Annotated in this window: 17 protein-coding genes and 1 pseudogene; 3 read left to right on the top strand and 15 right to left on the bottom strand. The window is 38.1% G+C overall.

What is annotated here, in order from left to right; all coding sequences use genetic code 11:
- Positions 1-96 precede the first annotated feature (96 nt).
- The 5 genes from CD004_RS13715 to CD004_RS13730 form a co-directional block, all read right to left on the bottom strand.
- Positions 97-378 carry a YokU family protein gene (locus CD004_RS13715; RefSeq protein ID WP_102265106.1) on the bottom strand — a complete coding sequence of 94 codons (282 nt, stop codon included), beginning with the start codon at positions 376-378 and terminating at the stop codon, positions 97-99.
- Between the two features lie 2 nt (positions 379-380).
- Positions 381-1,808: a lysine 2,3-aminomutase gene (kamA, locus tag CD004_RS13720; RefSeq protein ID WP_102263284.1), complete on the bottom strand. Its 1,428-nt coding sequence runs from the start codon at positions 1,806-1,808 to the stop codon at positions 381-383.
- A gap of 579 nt (positions 1,809-2,387) precedes the next feature.
- A complete protein-coding gene (locus CD004_RS13725) occupies positions 2,388-3,908 on the bottom strand; it encodes a restriction endonuclease (RefSeq protein WP_102263285.1) in 1,521 nt (506 codons plus the stop codon).
- A 581-nt stretch (positions 3,909-4,489) separates the two neighbouring features.
- Positions 4,490-4,636, bottom strand: a complete 147-nt coding sequence (locus CD004_RS23850) for a hypothetical protein (protein WP_158651563.1) — start codon at positions 4,634-4,636, stop codon at positions 4,490-4,492.
- A gap of 210 nt (positions 4,637-4,846) precedes the next feature.
- Positions 4,847-5,689, bottom strand: a complete 843-nt coding sequence (locus tag CD004_RS13730; protein ID WP_102263286.1) for a hypothetical protein — start codon at positions 5,687-5,689, stop codon at positions 4,847-4,849.
- A 245-nt stretch (positions 5,690-5,934) separates the two neighbouring features.
- On the opposite strand from CD004_RS13730, the gene CD004_RS13735 reads away from it, so the two are divergent.
- Genes CD004_RS13735 through CD004_RS13745 form a run of 3 tightly spaced genes read left to right on the top strand, consistent with a single transcriptional unit; the run spans position 5,935 to position 9,348 of the window.
- Complete coding sequence (locus CD004_RS13735; protein WP_102263287.1) at positions 5,935-7,254, top strand: tyrosine-type recombinase/integrase; 1,320 nt, start codon at positions 5,935-5,937, stop codon at positions 7,252-7,254.
- A gap of 1 nt (position 7,255) precedes the next feature.
- Complete coding sequence (locus CD004_RS13740; RefSeq protein ID WP_102263288.1) at positions 7,256-8,383, top strand: tyrosine-type recombinase/integrase; 1,128 nt, start codon at positions 7,256-7,258, stop codon at positions 8,381-8,383.
- 20 nt (positions 8,384-8,403) lie between these two features.
- A complete protein-coding gene (locus CD004_RS13745) occupies positions 8,404-9,348 on the top strand; it encodes a tyrosine-type recombinase/integrase (RefSeq protein ID WP_102263289.1) in 945 nt (314 codons plus the stop codon).
- A gap of 86 nt (positions 9,349-9,434) precedes the next feature.
- Here CD004_RS13745 and CD004_RS13750 read toward each other — a convergent pair whose 3' ends face one another.
- The 10 genes and pseudogenes from CD004_RS13750 to CD004_RS13795 all read right to left on the bottom strand — a co-directional run bounded on the left by CD004_RS13750 (position 9,435) and on the right by CD004_RS13795 (position 21,515).
- Positions 9,435-11,003 (bottom strand): recombinase family protein, encoded by a 1,569-nt coding sequence (locus tag CD004_RS13750; RefSeq protein WP_102263290.1) that lies wholly within the window; start codon positions 11,001-11,003, stop codon positions 9,435-9,437.
- A gap of 77 nt (positions 11,004-11,080) precedes the next feature.
- Positions 11,081-12,085: pseudogene (gene kamA, locus CD004_RS13755) on the bottom strand (lysine 2,3-aminomutase); the annotation flags it as partial.
- Between the two features lie 175 nt (positions 12,086-12,260).
- A complete protein-coding gene (locus CD004_RS13760) occupies positions 12,261-13,655 on the bottom strand; it encodes a sigma-54 interaction domain-containing protein (protein ID WP_102263291.1) in 1,395 nt (464 codons plus the stop codon).
- Positions 13,656-13,702: 47 nt separating this feature from the next.
- A complete protein-coding gene (gene ablB, locus CD004_RS13765) occupies positions 13,703-14,572 on the bottom strand; it encodes a putative beta-lysine N-acetyltransferase (protein WP_102263292.1) in 870 nt (289 codons plus the stop codon).
- 60 nt (positions 14,573-14,632) lie between these two features.
- Positions 14,633-16,054, bottom strand: coding sequence for an aldehyde dehydrogenase family protein (locus CD004_RS13770; protein ID WP_102263293.1), 1,422 nt, complete (start codon positions 16,052-16,054; stop codon positions 14,633-14,635).
- Positions 16,055-16,066: 12 nt separating this feature from the next.
- Complete coding sequence (gene gabT / locus CD004_RS13775) at positions 16,067-17,413, bottom strand: 4-aminobutyrate--2-oxoglutarate transaminase (protein WP_102265107.1); 1,347 nt, start codon at positions 17,411-17,413, stop codon at positions 16,067-16,069.
- Positions 17,414-17,528: 115 nt separating this feature from the next.
- Positions 17,529-18,797: a peptidase gene (locus CD004_RS13780; RefSeq protein WP_102265108.1), complete on the bottom strand. Its 1,269-nt coding sequence runs from the start codon at positions 18,795-18,797 to the stop codon at positions 17,529-17,531.
- Positions 18,798-18,810: 13 nt separating this feature from the next.
- Positions 18,811-19,476, bottom strand: a complete 666-nt coding sequence (locus CD004_RS13785; protein WP_102263294.1) for a 3-oxoacid CoA-transferase subunit B — start codon at positions 19,474-19,476, stop codon at positions 18,811-18,813.
- A complete protein-coding gene (locus CD004_RS13790; RefSeq protein WP_102263295.1) occupies positions 19,461-20,153 on the bottom strand; it encodes a CoA transferase subunit A in 693 nt (230 codons plus the stop codon). Before CD004_RS13790 ends, CD004_RS13785 begins: the two co-directional genes overlap by 16 nt.
- Positions 20,154-21,515 (bottom strand): aspartate aminotransferase family protein, encoded by a 1,362-nt coding sequence (locus CD004_RS13795; RefSeq protein WP_102263296.1) that lies wholly within the window; start codon positions 21,513-21,515, stop codon positions 20,154-20,156.
- Positions 21,516-22,125 lie beyond the last annotated feature (610 nt).

Consider the following 22,125-nt stretch of genomic DNA (forward strand, 5'->3'; position numbering starts at 1 on the left):
CTTCCCTAGCCATTTTTCCCAATAATACATTGTCGTTTAAGGTATTAATTTACACACAAAATAGGCACCCATCATTGAGTGCCACGAAAAATTTTTCTATGAAGAAAAATCAAAATAATTTCTCTTTAATAGTCTTGGCAAATCCATAAGTTCCTTAAAGCTGATTGTATCTCCAATTATCTTGGTATCCACTAAAAACAATTGATCCTCAATCTCCTTAATTACCTTTTCTTCCTGATATACCATCGCACAACCTTTGCAAATCACAGCCGGTGTCTCCGTGATTTCAATTGCCCTTGACCCATCTGGCAGCTCCCAATAAACTTTACTAATTCCTAAAGCTGCTCTCCCTCCACACCACTCACAAATCATGTTCATGATCAATCATTCCCCGCTGGTTCTTTTTCTTGGCCAATTATCTTTGCTGAAGTTTGTTGTTGAGCTTTAAATTTCTTTTCTTTTAATTCATCTCGTTTTACCCGCTTATCCTTTAAAGAAGAATGATCTGGATCTTCATGATATTTTTGTCTTCTATCTAGGCGCTGAAGATCTTCTGGGACGAGATTGAATTTCTTATCATTCATCACAGCAGATATACCAACATTTGATTTATACTTTTCATATTCAGGATAAATACTCTTGAAATAACCTTCTGCAGTCCCTGAAACATAATTTTGAGGCTCTGGATAAGATGTGATAACACCTTCAAAGTTACGTAACACTACTTTGTCTGCACTTTGTGAAATCAGGTAATTAGGTTGTAGAGAAATCTTTCCTCCACCACCTGGACTATCAACAACAAAGGTTGGAACAGCATATCCTGAGGTGTGACCGCGTAAACCTTCAATAATCTCAAGCCCTTTTGAAACTGGGGCACGGAAGTGGCTAATTCCTTCAGATAGATCACACTGATAAATATAGTAGGGCCGTACCCTTATTTTTACTAGGTCATGCATTAGTTTCTTCATAATTGGAACACTATCATTTATTCCTGCCAGAATAACAGACTGATTGCCAATAGGAACACCTGCATTCGCCAACATCTCGCATGCTCTTTTAGAATCCTCTGTAATTTCTATTGACGTGTTAAAGTGAGTGTTCAACCAAATTGGGTGGTACTTTTTTAAAATTGAACATAAATTTTCTGTAATTCGCTGTGGAAATACCACTGGTGCACGGGTGCCTATCCGAATAATTTCCACATGTTCAATCTCACGAAGTTTTTTTAGTATATACTCTAAAATTTGGTCGTTTATTAATAATCCATCTCCACCAGAAATTAAAACATCCCTTACCTCTTCAGTATTTCTAATATAATCAATTGCTTTATCTAATTGCTTTTTAGGTACGCCCATTCCAATTTGCCCTGAAAATCTTCTTCTCGTACAATATCTACAGTACATGGAACATTGATTCGTTACTAGAAATAGAACGCGATCTGGATATCGATGTGTTAGGCCCGGTGCCGGGGAATCTTCATCCTCGTAGAGTGGATCTTCTAAATCATATTTTGTTTTATAAGTCTCCTTAGATATAGGCACAGACTGTTTGCGAATTGGACAATTTGGATCATCAGGATTCATTAGCGAGGCATAGTAGGGAGTTATATTAAGTGGAATTGTTTTTGTTGAGATTCGAACACCTTCCTCCTCTTCAGGTGTCAAATTAATAACTTTTTTCAAATCATCCAATGTTCGTACTGTATTGGTTAATTGCCAAAGCCAATCATTCCACTGTTCTTCAGTAACTCTGTTCCAAAGATCAATTTCCTTCCAATGTCTTTTGGGTTTATATAATGTTTGTTTCATAATTGCCCCTCCTCTATACATTTTCACTCACTATTCAATTTGCAATTTCCGTGCCAACTTGAATTGTTAATTCCAAATGTTGGTGACAAATGGGTTTATCCGTTGAATGCACTTACAGGCTTTCGCAAACGCAAAAAAAACTGCCAATAAACGGGCAGTTAAATTGCATAGTATTTAAACTAATTCATAATTATTTATCGTAGTAATTTATTAAATGGGGAATTTAAAGTCGACTAAATATTAATTGCTTTCTAACTGGGGTTAGACACCGCTATGGAACCCAACAAAGCCATATAAGGACGAGATGTAATATTAAAATCTCGTTGTTATTACTTATTTTTTCAATACAAAGTGCTGATTTCTTGGCATTCCCATGCCCAAAAATTGGCATTAGTGGCATTATCCCTGTTACTGGATAATTCTAGTTGTCCTAAATTGTTTAAAAAATTTCTCAAACCCATCTTGCTTACTGTTAAATTCGATAAATAGGCGAATGGGATACCCTTCCAACAACAATACATACTTAAACTTTTTTGCTGCTCCTGAAGTTATATGACTAATCATGTGGTGGTTAATTCATTAATTTGCATTTTCATTTTTCTTTAATTCAATTTTGACATTGTAGCCATATTCCATAAACATCTGAATCAAATTAGATCCATCCAAAAGAGTCAGAGGCTTTCCTTTAGCAAATTCCCATGAATCGTTTCCATAATAACTTGTAGTTACTAATATTCCTTTTACTGCACCTTCATCTGCCATTATCCCATTCAACTCACGAACTGCTGATATAGGGACCACTTGGTTGTAACGTTTTGCTTGAATGATAAATTTCCCGCCACGAATAGGATCAGGGTCAAAAGCTACAGCGTCAATACCTCCATCACGGGTCGCTTTTGTTACTTTTACCTCAGCACCAACTGCGGAGAAATATTTTTCAAAGAGTTCTCTTACTAAATGTTCAAAATCTTCCCAGGACATAGCTGCTAAGTTTGGAATAGAATTGATCTCAGCTAAGATTTTTTTTGATTCTATAAAACGCTGATCCTCACGGTTAAGTTCCATTATTGGTCTTACTGGTGCTAACTGGTATAAAGCACCCGCGTTTAATCCCTTTAGATTTCGAAAACAATCTTTCGGTACTACCTTTTCAAGATTTAAGGCTAAAAACTCCTCCTTCATAGCCTGTAGGCTTACAATACAAGAGTGAAAATCTTGACCAGTTGAAGAATCAACCCCATGTATCCATCCATTAAATACAATAAGTTCAATTGTATTGCCATAATCAGCACTATAACACTCGTAAATATTTCGAAGTGTTAATTGGTAAATAACATCCTCGTAATATTCTTCAAATTCTTTTTTCTTCATTTTTTTAGAAACAATTTCGTTACGAGCTTGTACAAATTTATATTCAATGATGTCTGGAACATTTCCTGGTAGGGGTAAATCAAAATCAATAACCAAAGCTTTTGCTTCAGATAGATATTGGATATCAAGATTTTTATTTAATCCCTTTGGATAACCAGAAGAATCAATTACTGTACCAAAGTATTTTTCCACAAATGGAGTAACTGAATCTTCATATGCAAGCTTAAATTGTTTTACTGATTCGTTAATCTCCCTTTGTTCGTTAATAAATTCATTTTTTTCTCTCTGATATTCAGTATAGGCTAGATGATATTTCTTTTCTGCCTCATTCATTTTTTGAAGCCTCTTCTTCTTTAATGACGGGAGAAAAAACTCAAGAAATTTATCCTCTTTTGGAACATTTACCAGCTCAATGAATTTTTCTAACTCAGGTTCCTCAACTTCGTAAGTTTCCTTACTAAAAAGCTTGTCCCAATTAATAGAATGCTTTCTATTTAATGAGAATTGAAGAAGACACCGATATTCTTCAATTTGCTTTTGTGATCTTTTGGTATCTGTAATCGCAGAGCACTTTAACTTTTCAATCCTTTTTTGGTTCTTAACTTTATTTTCTTTATCTTTCCACCGCTGCTTTTGATTTTTAACTTTTTCTTCTAATTCCCAATGGGTCTTAGCTGTTATAACTTTATCTTCTTTTAGATAACGATTGGATATGTGAGTACGAAGCACTGATTAGATAACCTCCGTCATTTTCCAAGTTACTAAAAGTTTAACCATATATTTATAAAATAATAATTATAAAAACGTTACTTATTAAGCAAAAAAACATTAAGTATCCAATCTTTTACTTAAAGTTCATATGCCAAAAATTCTTGTTCGTTCATTTTATTTATGGAGCTAACTAACAATGGCTATAAATGTAACCTATACTCCTAATAAGTAAAGGAAAAGAACAAACAAGATCAAATAATTAGTTTTCAACTTAATTATTTTATTAGTGCTACTTCTAAAACCGACTGTTTAATTAGAAAAGGAAAAAGCTGAAGTTACAACGGTTATTTCACTGCCCCATAGCGAATCGTTATTAAATTTAAAAAAAGCCCCCCAAAAAGTAGAGAAGATCTTTCCTCTACTTATTTTCATTGATTGGCGAGCTTCAATAATTTATGAGTTTTTCAATGATCTTAAGTATAATTCCAGAAACCCTTTTGCCATTAGTTCTAAATTCGGATTATTTCTACATATTCTGGTGCAAGGTGGCTGGTTAGGACTCACATGGTTTGAGGTTTGATTCGCCTTTATCTTTATTTTCATGGTGACTTTTTTTCAGGTTTTATTATCTTTTCTTCCTCGTCTTTATATTTAAATCGTTCCTTTTCTTTTAGTTCCCATTTCTCCAATACTTTTAGAGCATTTAATTTTTTCTGTTCTAATGTTTGTGCTTTTGACTTACGCATCAAAAAACCTCCTATTACTTTAGTAATAAGAGGTTCTCTAGATCCTTGAAATAGTTTACGTGTATCATTAAATCATTATAAATACTTTAAATCTCCTTGCTATATAAGTCTATATTTTAAAACTTATAACTAATTGATTAAATTACTTTTAATTAGAAAAACCTCTTATTACTTCCTAGGATGTAATAAGAGGAATAAATATTTTAGGTATTAGAATGGATAGATTCTTTCTTTTCCAGGACTTTCACTTAAGTCATTTACATATTCCTCGAGTAGTTCAAGTGAGGTATTTTTATAAATGCCTATAAAAGTTAATTTTGGTACCTTTCTTAGTAACGACTCTTCTTTATACACATATTTTACACTACCCTGAAAAGCATTTAATAATTCCTTTATTTGACCTACTGATGCATATGGTCTTGATTCAAGGAAGATTTCAAATCGGAAGAAATTTACATTTTTATCCACTCTAACATATACATGATTTTTATGGACAAAAGGAATTTCCTTCTCGGAATTATCAACGATAAAACCCTCAATAATTCGACAGATATCTCTTTTCAGTGTCCATGATACAATTTCTGAAAACGATTGCTTATTATCCATTATCAAATAATCGTATTCATCAAAATCTGCAACTACCAATTCACTGGTGTCAAAACCTCTCAAATATCTAATGGGTATATCTAAGACTACAGCAAGTTTCAGGAGGGTTGTCTGCAAGCCCTCTTCTATCATTAATTCATAATTCTTTATATTAATGTAATTACCAGATGTAATTTGCATATTTTCTCTTAGATACGGAACCGATAAGTCTTCAGAATCCAGATATGCCTTTAGTCTAAAAGGCACAGGTAATCTTTCAATTAATTGATGCCAAATAAACGATTGCCTTCTTACAAACACCATGTGTTTCCACTTATAACCTCTACCAATCGGATGAAACTTCTCAAAAGTATTGATTAGGTTAATGCACTTAAAATATTTCATAACTATATCTTTATTATATATTGGATTCCTCGGTATTAGCTTAAAATGAAATCCAGTTAACAAACTTTATTTCAGCCTCCTTTAGCACTTTATTTGATTAAAGAGAAATGGCATAGAAACAAAATTCTACGCTAATTTTCTTTAACAAAGTAAAGCGAAATTGAATTACATGTGTTTAATTTGGTGATACTGGAAATTAGTATGACTGGCCAGGAAAAATTAACAGAGCAGAAAGTTAATTTCATAGCACTTTACGCAAGTATATTTTAACACAATATTCTAAATATTTATATTGGAGATTTTAAACCATGAGCAATCTAACAGTTATTAATAATGAAAATAATTTCGTAGTCCAAACTAATCCCGATTGTTTACCTGAAACCATAATTTCTTTTCTTGAAAGGAGTAATATTTCATCTAGTTATAAAAGAAAAATTAGCAGGGCTATAAATATTTTTCTAGCCGAATATGATATCAACCAGATGAACACTAAATTTCTATCCATAGAACATTTTAATTCTTATAAAAACACCTTAGAAAAGAAAATAGTTATGGGTGAATTAAATGCACGTACTGCGCAGGTCTATCTAAACATTATAAATTCACTATCAAAGCAATTATTTTTAGACAAACAGATCAACTTTATTTTCAATGCAACCTTAATTGAGAAATCAAAAAAAACTAAAGCTAAAAATAACGTTCCACCTGTTATTACTTCTTTTCTTGAGGATTTATCTTCTCAAAATTACAGCCAACTAAAAAACTATAGAAAAGACATTCTATACTTCTTTAAATTTTTAGCCGGAGAATTTGAAGATTTCCCAGCATCAGACTCACTCCAAGAGCGAGATGTAAAAAAATTAGAAAAAGAACATATTGGTTCATATCATAAATTCTTAGGGAGAAGAATTTCATTGAATGAAATTTCAAGAAGTAGGGCTTTGAATTTACTAAGGTGCTTAAAATTATTCCTTCAATATATTCGAAGACTGAACTTCATAAGTTTCAAATATGCTATACCTGACAAATTTCAAATTCAGCATACCCGAAATAATGAGTATGTTAATGCCAGAGAAACCATGAAATTAATAGATGCTATTCTAAATTATTCAAGGCTACCTGAAAGAAATTTAAGTGTTTTTTTAATTATTCTTGATACTGGATGTAGACCTATAGAAATCACTAATATGAAACTCCATGATGTATATACCTCAGAATCAACTATAGTGATTAGAAGCAAAAAATCAGGTCAGAGAAAGCTAAAGTTAAGTAACCTGGTAATGAAAGTACTAAGAAAATATCTAAAATACAGAGAACAATTAGATTATAATGGGGAAACTTTATTTTTATCAACAAGTAACGAACCGCTCACTGTTAATGCAATAGGTCAAATTTATGCTGCAGCAAATAAAAAAGTATTCGGAGAAGTAAAGTATACAGCGAAAACTTATAGGCATGCATATGCTACAAATGCACTAGAAAATAAAAATGACCTTGAAAAAGTATCCATGGCGCTGGGACACGCCCACTTAGTTTCAACTTACTATTATCTTGAAAAAAGCATTCAAAGACTTAAAAGGAATACTCTTCAATACAACCCTGAAACAGTACTAAAGGAGGAAAGTTAACGTGTCCTTAAAGATACAATCCAATATAGATTATGAACAGGTATGTAATGAGTTAGGGATTACCATGGAGACTTTAATGTCACTAACAAGTGCATATACAACGCAAAAAAACTCGTCAAAGGTTACTTTTTTAAAGGTAGCGGATGATTTTATAGAAAATTTAACATTGCAAGTTGAAAATAAAAAAAGAAGTGAAACTACACTGGTAACATACCTGAATTTCATAAATAGAATTAAAGAATATGTTAACGATGAAATTGATCCAAATTTAGCTTTGGACCAATTTAATGAAGTGATGCTTCTAAGATTCTTTTCTACTTTGAAGGCAAGGAGAAGTTCCAATAATCAAACTAAGGAGGAAAAGGAAGTTGACATAATAGAAAACGAAGAGAAAGAAAAATTATCGGATTATACAATTAATAAATATACTGCAATTATTAGAAAGCTATTTAAGTATGCATATATTGTTGAATATGTTGACAAAGACCTATCAGTTAGATTTGATTTTAATAAAACTAAATTACTCCCCAGGTATTTTAACAATAAACAGGTTAAGTCAATATTAAAACATGCTTATAGGAGAACATACGGTTACCGATGGTATTCTATGATATATTTTATGTTACTTACTGGGTGCAGAATTAGTGAAACAACTAATATTAAAATTAAAGATATTCATTTTGATAATGACATTATCTTTGTAAAAGGTAAAGGTGACAAAACAAGAATTGTCACATTATACCCTGAGACTAAAAAACACTTAATTAACTATTTAGATGAAACTGGCTTAACTAATAAGGAGAATTGCAATGGTTTTCTATTTTCACGGGACGAGGATAATGTTAGAAAGAAGCGGATCTCTAATAGGTCTCTTCAATATCAAATAAGTAATATTTTTAAAGATGCAAATATTAATGAAAGTTACTTTACGACTCATTCGTTCAGGCATACATTTGCTGTGAATTGCTTAAAAGCTGGAATGGAAATTCAATTCCTTTCTCAGTTACTGGGGCATACAAATCCGGCAACTACTGCAATTTATACTCAACTTCTTCCTATTGATTTAAAGGAACAAGTAATGAAAAATTATCCATTCCCTATGGAAGCTCTGCTTAATGAAATTTTTTAAAAGGAGTCAAAAAATTAGAAATGGAACCATATGTTAAGGAAATTAATAAATTTCTTCTATGCACAAATTTTACGAAGAAAACTAAAGAAGCTTATAAAGACAAACTGGAGCATTTTGGTCAATATCTATCCGAATTAACCGAACAAAAATATGGTGAATTGCATTTAGAACAAATATTTGAACTGATTGATGTAAACGGTAAAACTGTACGGTTTCTACCCATTAATTCTACTTTATTAGATCAGTTCTTATTTTCTAGAACTGATAAAGGGTATTCTTGGCTATCAACTTGTCACGCTGCACTTAAAAGTTTCTTTAAATATTTATTTAAGAACTATGCTTTTGATAATGTAATGATGGAAATTGAATTTAAATTAAAAAATTATAAACCATCGAGGATTCCACCGAGAATACTCAATCGGCATGAAATTATTAGGCTTTTACGAAGTATAATCAAACACAGTTGTAATTTAAAAAGAGATTTACTACTTTTCATTCTATTATTATCAACTGGCTCTAGAAAAAATGAAATATTGAATGCCACTGTCGAAAACATAGATTTCGACAATGATCTAATCTTTCTAAAAGAAACAAAAAACAAGCGATCACACTATTTAATTTTAAGACATGGTGTTGGTAAGCAAATACAAAAATATTGCATAGAAAATCACCTATCACATAGTGATAAACTTTTTCCCGGCTTAACTTATGATTCCGTAAATAAACTACTAAATTCATACCTAACTTTTGCGAATCTTCCCAAAGTTAGGGTTCACTCCATGAGACATAGTTTTGGAACAATGATGTTTGAATCGGGTGCGTTAATAACTACCATTCAACAATTGTTAAATCACATTGCTCTATCGTCCACTAGAACTTATATTGAACCAAACTACATTAGGAACTTTGAGTTATATATACCAGAAAACGAGGAAATATACAATAACATCAAATTACCTTGGTGAATTAGGCTGTAGGTATCTCAAAAAGACGAGATGCCTACAGTTTTAATTTATTGTTAACTAATTTTTGAATAGCTCATTTTAAATAGCTATTTTTTGTATTCAAATTCAAGCTGATACGGGTAGTACCTTCTCTGTTTATTCTGTGTGGATTTCACCAATAATTCTGCTGGAATAACTCTGGTATAAAATATCTTTTTTATAAATGTTTTAAGAGTTTGATTTACTTCTACAGTATTCATATTTTTAAGGTTTTCTATCGAATGAATAACGCCTTGTATATTTTTTGTGATATTTTCAAATGATGGATTATTAATTTCATTTAATAAATCCTTTTTCTCTTTCTCTAAGTTCTGCTGTAGAGTTAATAACTCTTGCTTCTTTTCTCTTATCTGTTCAGTTGTAAAGATTCCCTCAACAGCAAAGTCTATTAGTCGCTTCTGTTGTCTTAAAACATCTTTTAACTTCTTTTCAACCTTTACAAGCCTTTCAGTTAGTTGATTTTTTAATTTAGTCTCATCGTTTAGCTGAATCATCCTGAGACTTTCCGTCAATTTATTTTTATATTCTTGTAGTTCATCGTACACTTCATTTTCTACGAATTCTAATTTAATTCCACAGTTTTGGCATTTTTCTCCACCAATTAGTAAATATTCACAGCGTTTTATAGTATAAGTACTTGTATTTTTATTATCTTTCCTAATTGTCATTTTTCTGCCACAAACGCCACAATAAATCAAGTCTTTTAACATAGTATATCCTGTTTTGATTGCAGGTTTTTCTCTAAATTGTCTTGCATTCTTTGCTCTTTCAAGACAATCCTGATTAGCTCTTTCCCACTCTTCAGGTGATATAATCCAAGGGTGAGCTTTATCCACTACAATGGTTTCTACAATTTCATACACAAACTTACCATCTTTCTTTTTCCTTTTCCTATCATTAAATACAATGGTTCCTTTATACACTGGATTTTTTATTATTCTTTTTATTGTAGGTAATTCAAAGTGATTGTTCTTTTTTGTTTTATATCCTTCTTTATTTAAAATTTCCCTTATTTTAAAACTGCCTAAACCACTTGAATGCAAGTCAAATATATACCTAACAATTTTAGCTTCCTTATCATTTATCTCTAGCTTCTTGGTTTCATTATTTCTAACATACCCAAACGGGACATTTCCACTAACATGTAAGCCTGCTTTAGACATCTGTATTTTGTTTATTTTACTGCGCTTGCCAATAACACCATGTTCATGGCTAGCAATCAAACTTCCTAAATCAAACATTAATCGGTCATTTTCATTATTTGCAAGGTCGTATTCATAGAATGGAGTAATAATGGGTTTATCAAAATCCATACAATATTGTTTAACCGTTTGAGAAATGAGTCCATTTCTTGATAAGCGCGAAAGCTCAATACATAAGATCGCATCATAATTTTCAATATTATTAAATAGCCTCTGAAGTTCTAACCTGTCTTCAATGTTAGATTTACCACCACTAATTACTTCACCATAAATATCATATGTACAATTAATAGCCTTGGCATGTTCCACCAGAATCTCCCTATGGTTCTTTAGTGTTTCTTCGTTTTCATTTCTTTTCTCCTGGCTGATTCTTAAATAGATTGCTACATGTTTGTGAAATCTTGTTTTTTCCATAAAAAAAACCTCTTATGCCTTTTTATTAAAAAAGTATAAGCAGGTAAAGTTATTTTTATACTTCCTATAAAAAATACTGTCGGGACTGCGTAGCCGGACGTATGCCCTCTTAATCCTTCAATAATCTCAAGCCCCTTTGTGACCGGTGCACGGAAATGGCCGATACCTTCTGACAGGTCACATTGGTATATATAGTAAGGTCGGACACGGATTTTTACGAGGTCATGCATAAGCTTTTTCATAATCGGGACACTGTCATTGATGCCTGCCAGTATGACGGATTGGTTTCCAACCGGAACACCTGCGTTGGCTAGCATTTCACAGGCTCGCTTCGAGTCTTCGGTGATTTCAATTGATGTGTTGAAATGTGTGTTCAGCCAGATTGGATGATATTTTTTGAGGATTGAACAAAGATTCTCTGTGATGCGCTGCGGGAAAACGACTGGTGCCCTTGTGCCAATCCTGATGATTTCAACATGGTCAATTTCTCTCAGGTTCTTTAAGATATATTCAAGAATATTATCGTTGATCAGCAGGCCATCACCGCCTGATATCAATACATCGCGGACCTCAGGAGTATTCCTGATATAATTGATTGCGGCATCAAGCTGCTTCTTCGCAACCCCCATGCCGATTTGTCCGGAAAATCTTCTGCGTGTGCAGTAGCGGCAATACATTGAGCATTGGTTGGTCACAAGGAAAAGCACCCTATCGGGATATCTATGTGTTAAACCAGGTACTGGTGAATCTTCGTCTTCATGAAGCGGGTCTTCAAGATCGTATTTCGTTTTGTGGATTTCCTTGGAGATTGGCACTGACTGCATTCTGATCGGACAGCGAGGATCATCCGGATTCATTAATGAAGCATAGTAAGGTGTTATATTCAACGGGATTGTTTTCGTCGAGATCCTTACACCCTCTTCTTCTTCAGGTGTTAGATTAATGACCTTCTTCAAATCATCCAGGGTCCTGATGGTATTTGTAAGCTGCCATAGCCAGTCATTCCATTGCTCATCAGTAACGTCCTTCCAAAGCTCAATATCCTTCCAATGTCTCGAAGGCTTATATAATGTCTGTTTCATCCCAATTCCCCCTAGCTATTCTTATAGCTATTTATAATGCAAGTTCCGTGCCATAAGTGACGGATTATTCTGAATTCGATTAATCCAGCTACCTGCAAGGGGTTAAGAAGGATTCTTTACACAGAATCCGGATAAAAGAAAATAACCTGCTGAATATTCGGCAGATTAAAAAGGGTCATATATTCAATTTTTTTATTTTATATTGAAGTGTTTGTCTTGGAATGTCGAGGAGGACCGCTGCTTTCTGGACATTTCCGCCAGAAGCATCCAACGCATCATTGATTAATTGAATTTCAAGCTCCTTTAGATTCTCTCTCAAAACAAAGGAAGTACGTGGTTCTTCATTGGGATCTGCCTGGATGTTTTTCATCATCATCGGAAGGTCTTGGCCATTCAGCATACTGCCTTCACACACATTCATCATGTATTCAATAGTATGCTTCAGTTCCCTGACATTACCTGGCCATTGGTGATTAAGAAAAATGGCTTTTACTTGTTCATCCAGACCAGAAACATGCTTCCTCAGCTGCTTGTTATATTGACTGATGAAGATATCAGACAAATAAAGGATGTCTTCTTTCCTTTGTCTTAAGGGCATCAGTTCGAATGTCAATACATTAAGACGGTAAAATAGATCCGTCCTCAGCTGGTTTGCTTCCATTGCCACAGTAGGGTAAACATTCATCGCAGAAATCACCCTGACGTTAACAGAAATGACATTCGAACTGCCGATTCTTCTGACAGCACCATCTTCAATGACACGAAGCAGCTTGGCCTGAAGGTCGAACGGCATCGAATTCAGCTCATCAAGGAAAAGTGTGCCACCATTAGCGAGCTCGAACAGTCCCGGCCTGTCCACTGCTCCTGTATAGCTCCCCTTTGATGTACCAAACAGAATGCTTTCAAGCAGGTTTTCCGGTATAGCCGCACAGTTTTGCGCTATGAAAGGTCCCGCTGCCCGACTGGAGGCGTTATGGATGGATTGGACGAATAGCTCCTTGCCGGTCCCGCTTTCCCCATACACAAGAATCGGAGAATCTGATTTTGCCAGTTTCTCTGCCTTCTTTTTAATTATCATGAAATGCTTATTATTTGTAATTAGATCACTGAAGGTATAGCCTGCTTGCTGTTTAATGGCTTTCCCGCCACGATGCTTAAGACTTTTTTGAATTTCGACCAGACGTTCAGAAAGCTGCTTGATCTGGGAATAATCCTTTGCAATTTCGACTGCTCCAATCAATTCTCCCTGTACGAAGATTGGCAGTGTTGTATTGACAGTGTCGATTTTCCGCCCATGCAAATTGACGAAGGACTGGGTTTCATTATAGATTGGCTTCTTCGTTTCAATCACTTTCAATAGAGTGCTGGACTGATTGTTCAGTGAAGGGAATACATTCAGGAGGGGCTTCCCAACCACTTCGCTGATTCCCAGTCCATCGTGCTTGGCAGCAACTTCATTATAAAAAATGGTTATGCCTTCTGTATTCACGACATGAATCGCCTCGTCGATGCACTTCAATATTGCGCTCAAGATTTCTTGGGTTACATTTGATACTGAATTCAATCTCATCACACCCCCATATTAAGTATATGACAGAGTGCCGAAAAACTGTCTTATCACTGCCCAAAATTTGGCGGTTTTACCAAATCTTTTACCCAAACATTCATGTTTTCAATTTTATCATAGATATATACATTGTTCACCAGCCTGCCACGATATGCATAATCCAATTGATACAGTGCTGCGTTCATCCCGAATGATAAAGCCCTGGCGATGGAGTATGAGCAATAAACGCCATTTTCAATTAATTCATCCTCAAGGCGGGCCAGCAGCACCTTCATCAGCCCATGCTTCCTGTGCTCTTTTAATGTTGCACAATCAGTCATCTCAGCATTTTTATAAAAAAAGTTCACTTCTGCTGATGCCGCGCTTACGATCTGGCCATCATGGACAAAACCGTAATAAATACTTCCTTCTTTCATTGTTTTGACGATATAATCTGGATCATTCAACGGTGTGGGGTAAATTTGGAAAACTGCTTTGTATAAAGCAGATAAACCTGCAGCATCAGTTTCGGTCATTTTTTTTAAAACGTAATCTTTTGGAGGACTAAGTTTCTGTGCCGGTTCTGCCAAATGGTAAACACTTTTAATGATTCCGTCCTCTTGGACCCAGTGTGGGGAAGTCCGCCTCTCGTCACTGAAAAACTTCGAAAAAAACACACAATCAGAGCCCAGGAAAAATCCTTCGATGCTTGCCTCAAAACTGAAACCTCGTTCAAGCAGCTGCGTAAAATGTTCTCTTCTTCCCTTGATGATCAGTTTGTCAGCCTTTTCACTCTCTACAAGCTCTTCAGCTCGATCTATCACATTTGATAAACTCCCTAAATAGTCTTCTACCCTGACTCGTTTATTCTGTTTATCAAGATAAACGGTCATGTTATACTCCTTTTCGGATAAAACCATTGTTTTACCTAAATGCATCATCTTGCCCCCTTTTAATATTCCTATCGTGTGAAAAGCCTGGCTTTAGGCCAGGCTGAGAGTTCAATCTAGTTTGATTGATACAAGCTTAAGTTCAGTCATCTCTTCCAAAGCGTATTTAATACCTTCTCTGCCGGTCCCGCTCATTTTGACACCGCCATAAGGCATATGATCAACACGGAATGTCGGAATATCATTGACCATCACACCGCCAACATGGAGGTTTTTCGCTGCTTTAAAGGCTTTTTGAAGATCATTTGTATAGACTCCTGCCTGCAGCCCGAACTTTGAGTCATTAACCTGTTCAATTGCATCATCGAATTCTTTGAAGGTGTTGATATGGACAACGGGAGCGAATACTTCCTCACAGGAAATTTTATCAGTGCGCTGGGCATTTAGCAGCACAGTTGGCTTCAGAATTTGTCTTTCACTCTCTCCGCCATATACCAGCTCCGCTCCATTCTCCACCGCGTCCTGGATCCAGGCCTTTGCTCTTGTCACATCATTTTCGCTGATCATTGCAGCTAAATCTGTTTGCTCATCCAGTGGATCTCCCACTTTCAGTTTGCCAGCTTCTTCAATAAACAAAGATACAAATTCATCAGAGATCTTTTCGTGGACGAAAATTCTCTGGATAGAAATGCAAACCTGGCCCTGATTTGAAAAGGCTCCCGTAACGACTCTTGGCATCACCTTGTTCAGGTCGGTTCCTTCATCGACAATCAACGCTGAGTTAGATCCGAGTTCAAGTGTGACACGTTTTAATCCTGCATTTTCACGGAGGTGCTTCCCCACTTCAGGACTGCCAGTAAAAGTGACCATTTTTACCCGGTCATCGTCAACCAGCACATCGCCAACATTTTTTCCGCTGCCAGTCACTACATTTAAAGCACCCGCAGGAAGTCCTGCCTGATGGAAATAGGAAGCAATTTTATAGGCGGATAACGGCGTCTGACTGGCTGGCTTAAGGACTACTGTATTTCCTGCAGCGATTGCTGGACCGACCTTATGGGCCACCAGGTTCATCGGAAAGTTGAAAGGTGTGATTGCAGCAATTACTCCCAGCGGTTCCCTTACAGTATAGGCCACTCTTCCCTCGCCTCCAGGAGCCGCATCCATCGGGATTGTTTCGCCATGGAGCCTCCTGGCCTCTTCTGATGCAAATGTATAGGTCATGATCGTACGGTCCACTTCACCACGAGCGGCTTTCAACGGTTTGGAGGATTCCTCAGCGATAAGCCTGGCACATTCTTCCCTGTCCTCCTGGATTAATTCAGCCACTCGCCGAAGGATATCGGAACGCTTATGGGCATCCATATCTGCCATTTGTCTTGCCGCTCCGGCAGCTGCATCAATCGCTCTTGTTACATCTTCCTTGCTTGCCTCTGATACATCGGCAATATTCTGTCCATTAAAAGGATTTGAAAGCGGACGATATTTTTCTGTTTCCACGTTCTCTCCGTTAATCCATAAACTCTGTTTCATTTTCTTCCCCTCCTACCTCTGGCAGCATTCAGTGATTACTGATTCAAGTACATTGAAGCCTTCCTCAATTTGATCATCTGTTATAACCAGAGGAGCTAAAAGCCTGATTACATTCCCATAAAGACCAGCACTCATTAAAATTAATCCTCGCTGATGTGCTTTCGCAAGAATTTCCCTTACGATTTGTCCGTTAGGTTGATCATTATTATCGAAAAACTCAATCGCACACATAGCTCCTAAAGAACGGATATCACCAATCTCCGGGAAACAGTCTGCCAGCTCGCCGAACCTTTCCTGAAACTTCTCGCCGAACAGGTTCGCCCTATCAAGAAGTTTCTGTTCTTCTATCATTTTAACGACTTCTATTGCCGCTACACAACCAAGAGGACTTCCGCCAAAGGTTCCGCCAATTTCCCCTATACCTGCAGAATCCATAATTTCAGCCTTTCCTGTTACCGCACTGATTGGCAGCCCGGCAGCAATCGATTTGGACATTGTCATCAAATCAGGAACGACATCGTAATGCTCCATCGCAAACATCTTCCCTGTCCTGCCAAAACCGGTTTGAATTTCATCCGCAATAAAAAGAATGCCATACTGTTCACAAATCCTCTTCACACCTTGAACAAAGCTCTTGGATGGAATATTAAAACCTCCTTCACCCTGGATCGGTTCCATTATGACCGCCGCAATTTCGGTACCAGGAACCTCGCTAAGGAAAAAGGTCTCAAACCTTTTCAGCATAAATGCATCGAGTTCATCAGGTTCCATGGCTTTTTCTTGAGAATACACGGGGTACGGCCATTTATATGTTTCTGGTGCGAATGGTCCGAACTGGTACTTATATGGTTTAACCTTGCTAGTCAGGGACATTGCCATATAGGTCCTTCCATGAAAGCCTCGTTCAAATGAAATGATTCCTTTCCGTCCTGAAAACTTCCTGGCTATTTTAATCGCATTCTCTACCGCTTCAGCTCCGCTGCTAAGGAAAAAAGTTTTTTTATCATGAGTCCCTGGGGTGATTTTATTAAGCAACTCCGACAATTCTATATAAGGTTCATACATCATCACATGGAAGCAAGGGTGAAGATAGCGGTCGATCTGCTCATGAAGTGCGCTTACAACCTCAGGTGGACAGTGACCTACATTCAGTGTGCCAATTGCACCCGCAAAATCGATGAATGTGTTTCCATCGACATCCGTCAATAATGCACCTTCGCCTCTTTCCGCAAACGACTTGATTGTATTGAACGGTCCAACAGGAACATTCTTTTCTTTTCTTTCCAGCAATTTCATTGCCTTTGGACCAGGAATGGCCGTCCTTATCTTGATATCTCCCACTTTTTGACTCCCCCTCATCCTTATTCGCATTTTCAGGTCCGCTTTATAATATAGGTATCTATGCTCTTTGAGACTGGACTTTGAAATAACTCTTTAAATCCCGGAATCTGTTTTTTCATCTGCGTTAACGGGCTTATTCGCTGATTTCACACCATCTAAGCAGTGCCAGTGCAATGATTTCTGCCGCTTCGAAAACATCTTCCAGCTTGATGTATTCATTCGCCTGATGTGCCGTTTCCGTTACCCCCGGTCCAAATACCACTACAGGCACTCCCCCGACCTTGGAAAGGATGCCGCCATCTGTAGCCCATGGAGATGCTTCGATTAATGGAGACTGTTCCTTAATTTCCTTAAAGCTTTCGGAGAGGACATGAATCAGCTCATGTTCCGGATCCAGGTCGCCTGGCAGCCAACTTGCACCAAACCATTCAAGTTCAGGCATATTTTCTTTCAACCAGGAATCTTCGCTGCAGACATCGACAATAGCTTCATACATTTCACGCTTTGCCGCTTCCTGTGTTTCATTAGGTGCCACCCCCATCCTGCCCTCAATGACCGCTAAATCAGGTACAGATGATGGCCAGTCTCCGGCATTGATTTTTCCGATATTAATAGGAATAGGAATGGGTATACTCTCAAAAAACGGATCTGTGATTCTTTCATTTCTCTGAGACTCCAAGCTTCTCAGTCTATCAATCACTAGCATCGCTTTCTCAATTGCATTGACACCTTCATACCTCGTTCCGCCATGCGCCCCTTTTCCTTTTACTGAAATCCTGAACCACATCGACCCTTGTTGCTTTGGAAAAAGCTTCATATTCGTAGGTTCAGGGATGATTGCAGCATCCGCTTTATAACCGCGCAGGACTGTGGCAAGTGTGCCCGCTCCACCACTTTCTTCTTCAATCACACTCTGAAAAATGACATCGCCCTTTAACTTTATTCCTGAATTTTTTATTGCCTCCATTGCCATGAGCAGTGAAGTTGTGCCACCCTTCATATCTGTCGAACCTCTGCCAAACAACTTGCCGCATTCAATGTGTCCGCTAAAAGCATCTTTATCCCAATCTTTTGGGTCGCCTGCTGGAACAACATCGATATGACCATTAAGGATCATCGACCTGCCTCCACCAGTTCCCCTCAATATTCCTACAGCATTCGGGTTTCCATTGAAATCTTTTCGGTCAGAACAAAACGCCGGGTGAACAGTCAATCCGCTATTCCCAATTTCCCAAATATCCATTTCCAGTCCCAGCTCACGGCATTTTTCAATAATGACCGCCTGTGCACCACTTTCATTACCTCTTGTACTTGCTTCCTGGACTAATTTTTGCAAAAGCCGTGTCCCTCTTATTCTGCTTTCCTTAATGTAATTTCTCACCTTTTGCCCAGCAGATTGCACGATATCAGCCCCTTTAATATTCAATAATCCGGATATCCTCGACGATTGAAAAATCGCACGCGGTTTTAGCAGTAACTTCAGTTACAGTATGTGGCGCAAAAAGTTCAGACAGAAGCAAGAATTCTTCATGTATTTTAAAAACTGCGAGATCCGTGATAATAATGTCGACACATTTTTCAGCGGTCAGAGGCAATGTGCACGATTCCATTATTTTAGGTACACCATTTTTGTCTGTATGGTTCATCAATACCGCTACTTTTCCTGCTTTTTGTGCCAGTTCCATCGCTCCACCCATGCCGGGCACCTTTTTGCCGGGAACGATCCAATTCGCCAGGTCTCCTTTTTGGCTAACCTGCAAGGAACCGAGAATGGTAAGGTCTACCCTGCCTCTCCGAATCATTCCGAATGCTACTGAACTATCACAATAAGAGGAACCTTCCATGACCGTAACTGGGAAACCGCCAGCATTACACAGGTTTTCATCCTCCAGCCCCTTCTCAGGCGACTTCCCCATCCCAATAATTCCATTTTCGGCATGGAACATCACCCTCGTTTCTCTTGAAAGGTGGTTTGGTACTAGAGAAGGAATCCCTATTCCCAGGTTCACAACCATGCCTGGTATGATTTCTTCGGCTGCTCGTCGGGCCATCCTATTTCTGACATCTATTCCCATGCCCATTGCCAATTCACCCCTCCAGAAGGAATAACCATATCGACAAATACACCTGGTGTCACGATTTCTTCGGGATCCAGACTGCCAAGAGGTACAATCTCCTCAGCTTCCGCAATCGTGAAATTTCCAGCCATCGCCACGAGCGGATTTGTATTCCGAGCACTTTTATCGTAGACAAGGTTTCCGTAAGGGTCTGCCTTTTTGGCATAAACAATTGATACCTCTGCAGTCAATGCTGTCTCAATCAGATACTCTTTGCCGTTCAAGTTCATTCTTTTTTTGCCTTTGGCAACAAATTCGTGATCAACGCCTACATCTGTCAAAATAGCCCCAAGTCCCATTCCGCCAGCCCTGATGCGTTCCGTCAGAGTCCCCTGTGGTGAGAACTCGACCTCCATTTCGCCCCTTGTCAGGAGTTCGCCAGCTATAGGATTCGACCCAATATGGGAGGCGATGACTTTTCTTGCCTTTCCCCGGCTGACAATTTTCCCGATGCCAATTTCAGGGAAACCTGTATCATTTCCAATCAGCACTAGATTTTTTATTTCTTTTTTGAGAATGCCGTCAATCAGGTCAGGAGGAGATCCTACTCCACCAAAACCTCCAAACATCAAGGTCATTCCGTCATAAAAATGCTCCATTGCCTGCACAAGTGTCGCTATTTTTCCGAATGGATTTTCCATCTATTTCTCAACTCCATTTTCATAAGGAAATCCCAGTATTCTATATACTTCAATGAATGTTGCCTTCAGCAAGATTATTAACTCGTCAATCTCGCGCTTGGTGATTGTCAACGGAGGGGAGATAATTACTGCGTCCCCTGACATTCCATCCAGGCCGGCGCCGGCAGGATACAGCAATATTCCTTGATCCCTTCCCGCTTTGACAACTAGCTCAGTTAGCTTCATACTTCGTTCGAACGGAATCTTTGCACCTGGCATTCTGACAAATTCAAGACCAAGCAGCAAACCTTTTCCCCGTACATCTCCTATAAATTCAAACTGTTTCTTTAACTGATCAAGTTTATTTTTAAGGTAAACTGACTTTGATTCCACATCACTTAAAATGTCATTGTTCTCGAGGTATTCCAATACCGCCAGAGCAGCGGCACATGATTGTGGATTTGCGCTAAGTGTATGGCCGCTCATAATCGATTTAGATCCGTGCATGATTGGCTCCATGACGTGATCACTGACGACCGTCGCGGCAATTGGGGCATACCCTGCGCCCATTCCTTTACCGAGCGCGACAATATCGGGAATGATATTCCAGTGTTCAGATGCCAGCATCGGCCCTGTTCGGCCAAATCCTGTCATGACCTCATCCGCAATGAATAATATATTGTTTTCGTCACATATCTTTTTAATAACTTCGTAGTAACCTTCTGGGGGAGCAATCGCGCCTCCAGCAGCACCAATCACCGGTTCTGCAATAAACCCGGCAATATGGTCAGAACCGATTCGCTTTATCGCTCCATCAAGCTCCATCGCGCATAAAAATCCGCATTCAGGTGCCGTGCTTTGATATGGACAGCGATAGCAATATGGAGGTGAAATCGATGGGAATTCCTCAAGCAACGGAACAAACCTTGCCCTTCTCCCTGGATGTCCTGACATTGAAAGAGCACCAAGAGTAATCCCATGGTAACTGATCCATCTTGATAGAATTTTAGTTTTTGTCTTAATCCCTTTCTCTTGCCAGTACTGAATCGCAATTTTCAACGCCGTTTCGGTTGCCTCGGAACCGCTGTTCACAAAGAAACTCCAATTTAGATCCCCCGGCAAAGCATCAGCAAGTTTTTCCGCCAGCTTTTCTGCTGCCTCACTGGTGAATTGGGAGCGATAAACAAAAGACACCCGTTTGGACTGTTCATGCATTGCCAGGATAATTTCAGGAACTCCGTGCCCAATATTTGCCGTGACAGCCCCGGATGCAGCATCGAGATATTTCTTGCCCTCTTTGTCAAAAAGAAAGACACCTTTACCATAATCAATCTCTGGATAGCTCTCATCCAGGGCAGGTTTAATCAAGTAGGACGGCTTCATAAATTCACTCCATTCACCGCAATTAAAATTAAATGGACATTCTGTAAAGTGTATGAAACGAAAACGGGAATCTTTCTTGCCGTTTAAAAAATTCCGCCTTATTGGAAAAGGTATTTTTTGTGCGATTGGGTGTTCATGGAAAATGCGGGGGGTAAGTATTTATGAAACTAGTCGGGGAATTACATGGGGGATTTGAGAAATCTATGGCCTAGATCGTGGGTGACTTCGGACAACTTTCGCTCTTCCATCGGAAATTTTGTCCGAACCTGGGGTGACTTCGGACAACTTCCGCTCTCCCGCCGGCTTTTTTGTCCGAACATGGGGTGACTTCGGACAACTTCCGCTCTCCGGCCGGCTTTTTTGTCCGAACATGGGGTGACTTCGGACAACTTCCGCTCTTCAGCCGGCTTTTTTGTCCGAACCTGAGGTGACTTCGGACAACTTCCTCTCTTCCATCGGAAATTTTGTCCGAACCCGGGGTGACTTCGGACAACTTCCGCTCTTCCTCCGGCAATTTTGTCCGAACACTGACCTGCTTCGGATAGCTAATAAGTCTTATTCATTTTCACCTTCCCAGCAGCCACTTTTCAAACTCAGGTTCTACACTCAG

It is taken from the genome of Mesobacillus jeotgali (assembly GCF_002874535.1).
Taxonomy (GTDB): domain Bacteria; phylum Bacillota; class Bacilli; order Bacillales; family Cytobacillaceae; genus Mesobacillus; species Mesobacillus jeotgali.

What these genes read in the sequence shown, in the direction of transcription:
- CD004_RS13715 (WP_102265106.1), bottom strand. Translation starts at nt 378, where the DNA reads ATGAACATGATTTGTGAGTGGTGTGGAGGGAGAGCAGCTTTAGGAATT.
- kamA (WP_102263284.1), bottom strand. Translation starts at nt 1,808, where the DNA reads ATGAAACAAACATTATATAAACCCAAAAGACATTGGAAGGAAATTGAT.
- CD004_RS23850 (WP_158651563.1), bottom strand. Translation starts at nt 4,636, where the DNA reads ATGCGTAAGTCAAAAGCACAAACATTAGAACAGAAAAAATTAAATGCT.
- CD004_RS13735 (WP_102263287.1), top strand. Translation starts at nt 5,935, where the DNA reads ATGAGCAATCTAACAGTTATTAATAATGAAAATAATTTCGTAGTCCAA.
- CD004_RS13745 (WP_102263289.1), top strand. Translation starts at nt 8,404, where the DNA reads ATGGAACCATATGTTAAGGAAATTAATAAATTTCTTCTATGCACAAAT.
- CD004_RS13750 (WP_102263290.1), bottom strand. Translation starts at nt 11,003, where the DNA reads ATGGAAAAAACAAGATTTCACAAACATGTAGCAATCTATTTAAGAATC.
- CD004_RS13760 (WP_102263291.1), bottom strand. Translation starts at nt 13,655, where the DNA reads ATGAGATTGAATTCAGTATCAAATGTAACCCAAGAAATCTTGAGCGCA.
- ablB (WP_102263292.1), bottom strand. Translation starts at nt 14,572, where the DNA reads ATGATGCATTTAGGTAAAACAATGGTTTTATCCGAAAAGGAGTATAAC.
- CD004_RS13770 (WP_102263293.1), bottom strand. Translation starts at nt 16,054, where the DNA reads ATGAAACAGAGTTTATGGATTAACGGAGAGAACGTGGAAACAGAAAAA.
- gabT (WP_102265107.1), bottom strand. Translation starts at nt 17,413, where the DNA reads ATGAGGGGGAGTCAAAAAGTGGGAGATATCAAGATAAGGACGGCCATT.
- CD004_RS13785 (WP_102263294.1), bottom strand. Translation starts at nt 19,476, where the DNA reads ATGGGCATGGGAATAGATGTCAGAAATAGGATGGCCCGACGAGCAGCC.
- CD004_RS13790 (WP_102263295.1), bottom strand. Translation starts at nt 20,153, where the DNA reads ATGGAAAATCCATTCGGAAAAATAGCGACACTTGTGCAGGCAATGGAG.
- CD004_RS13795 (WP_102263296.1), bottom strand. Translation starts at nt 21,515, where the DNA reads ATGAAGCCGTCCTACTTGATTAAACCTGCCCTGGATGAGAGCTATCCA.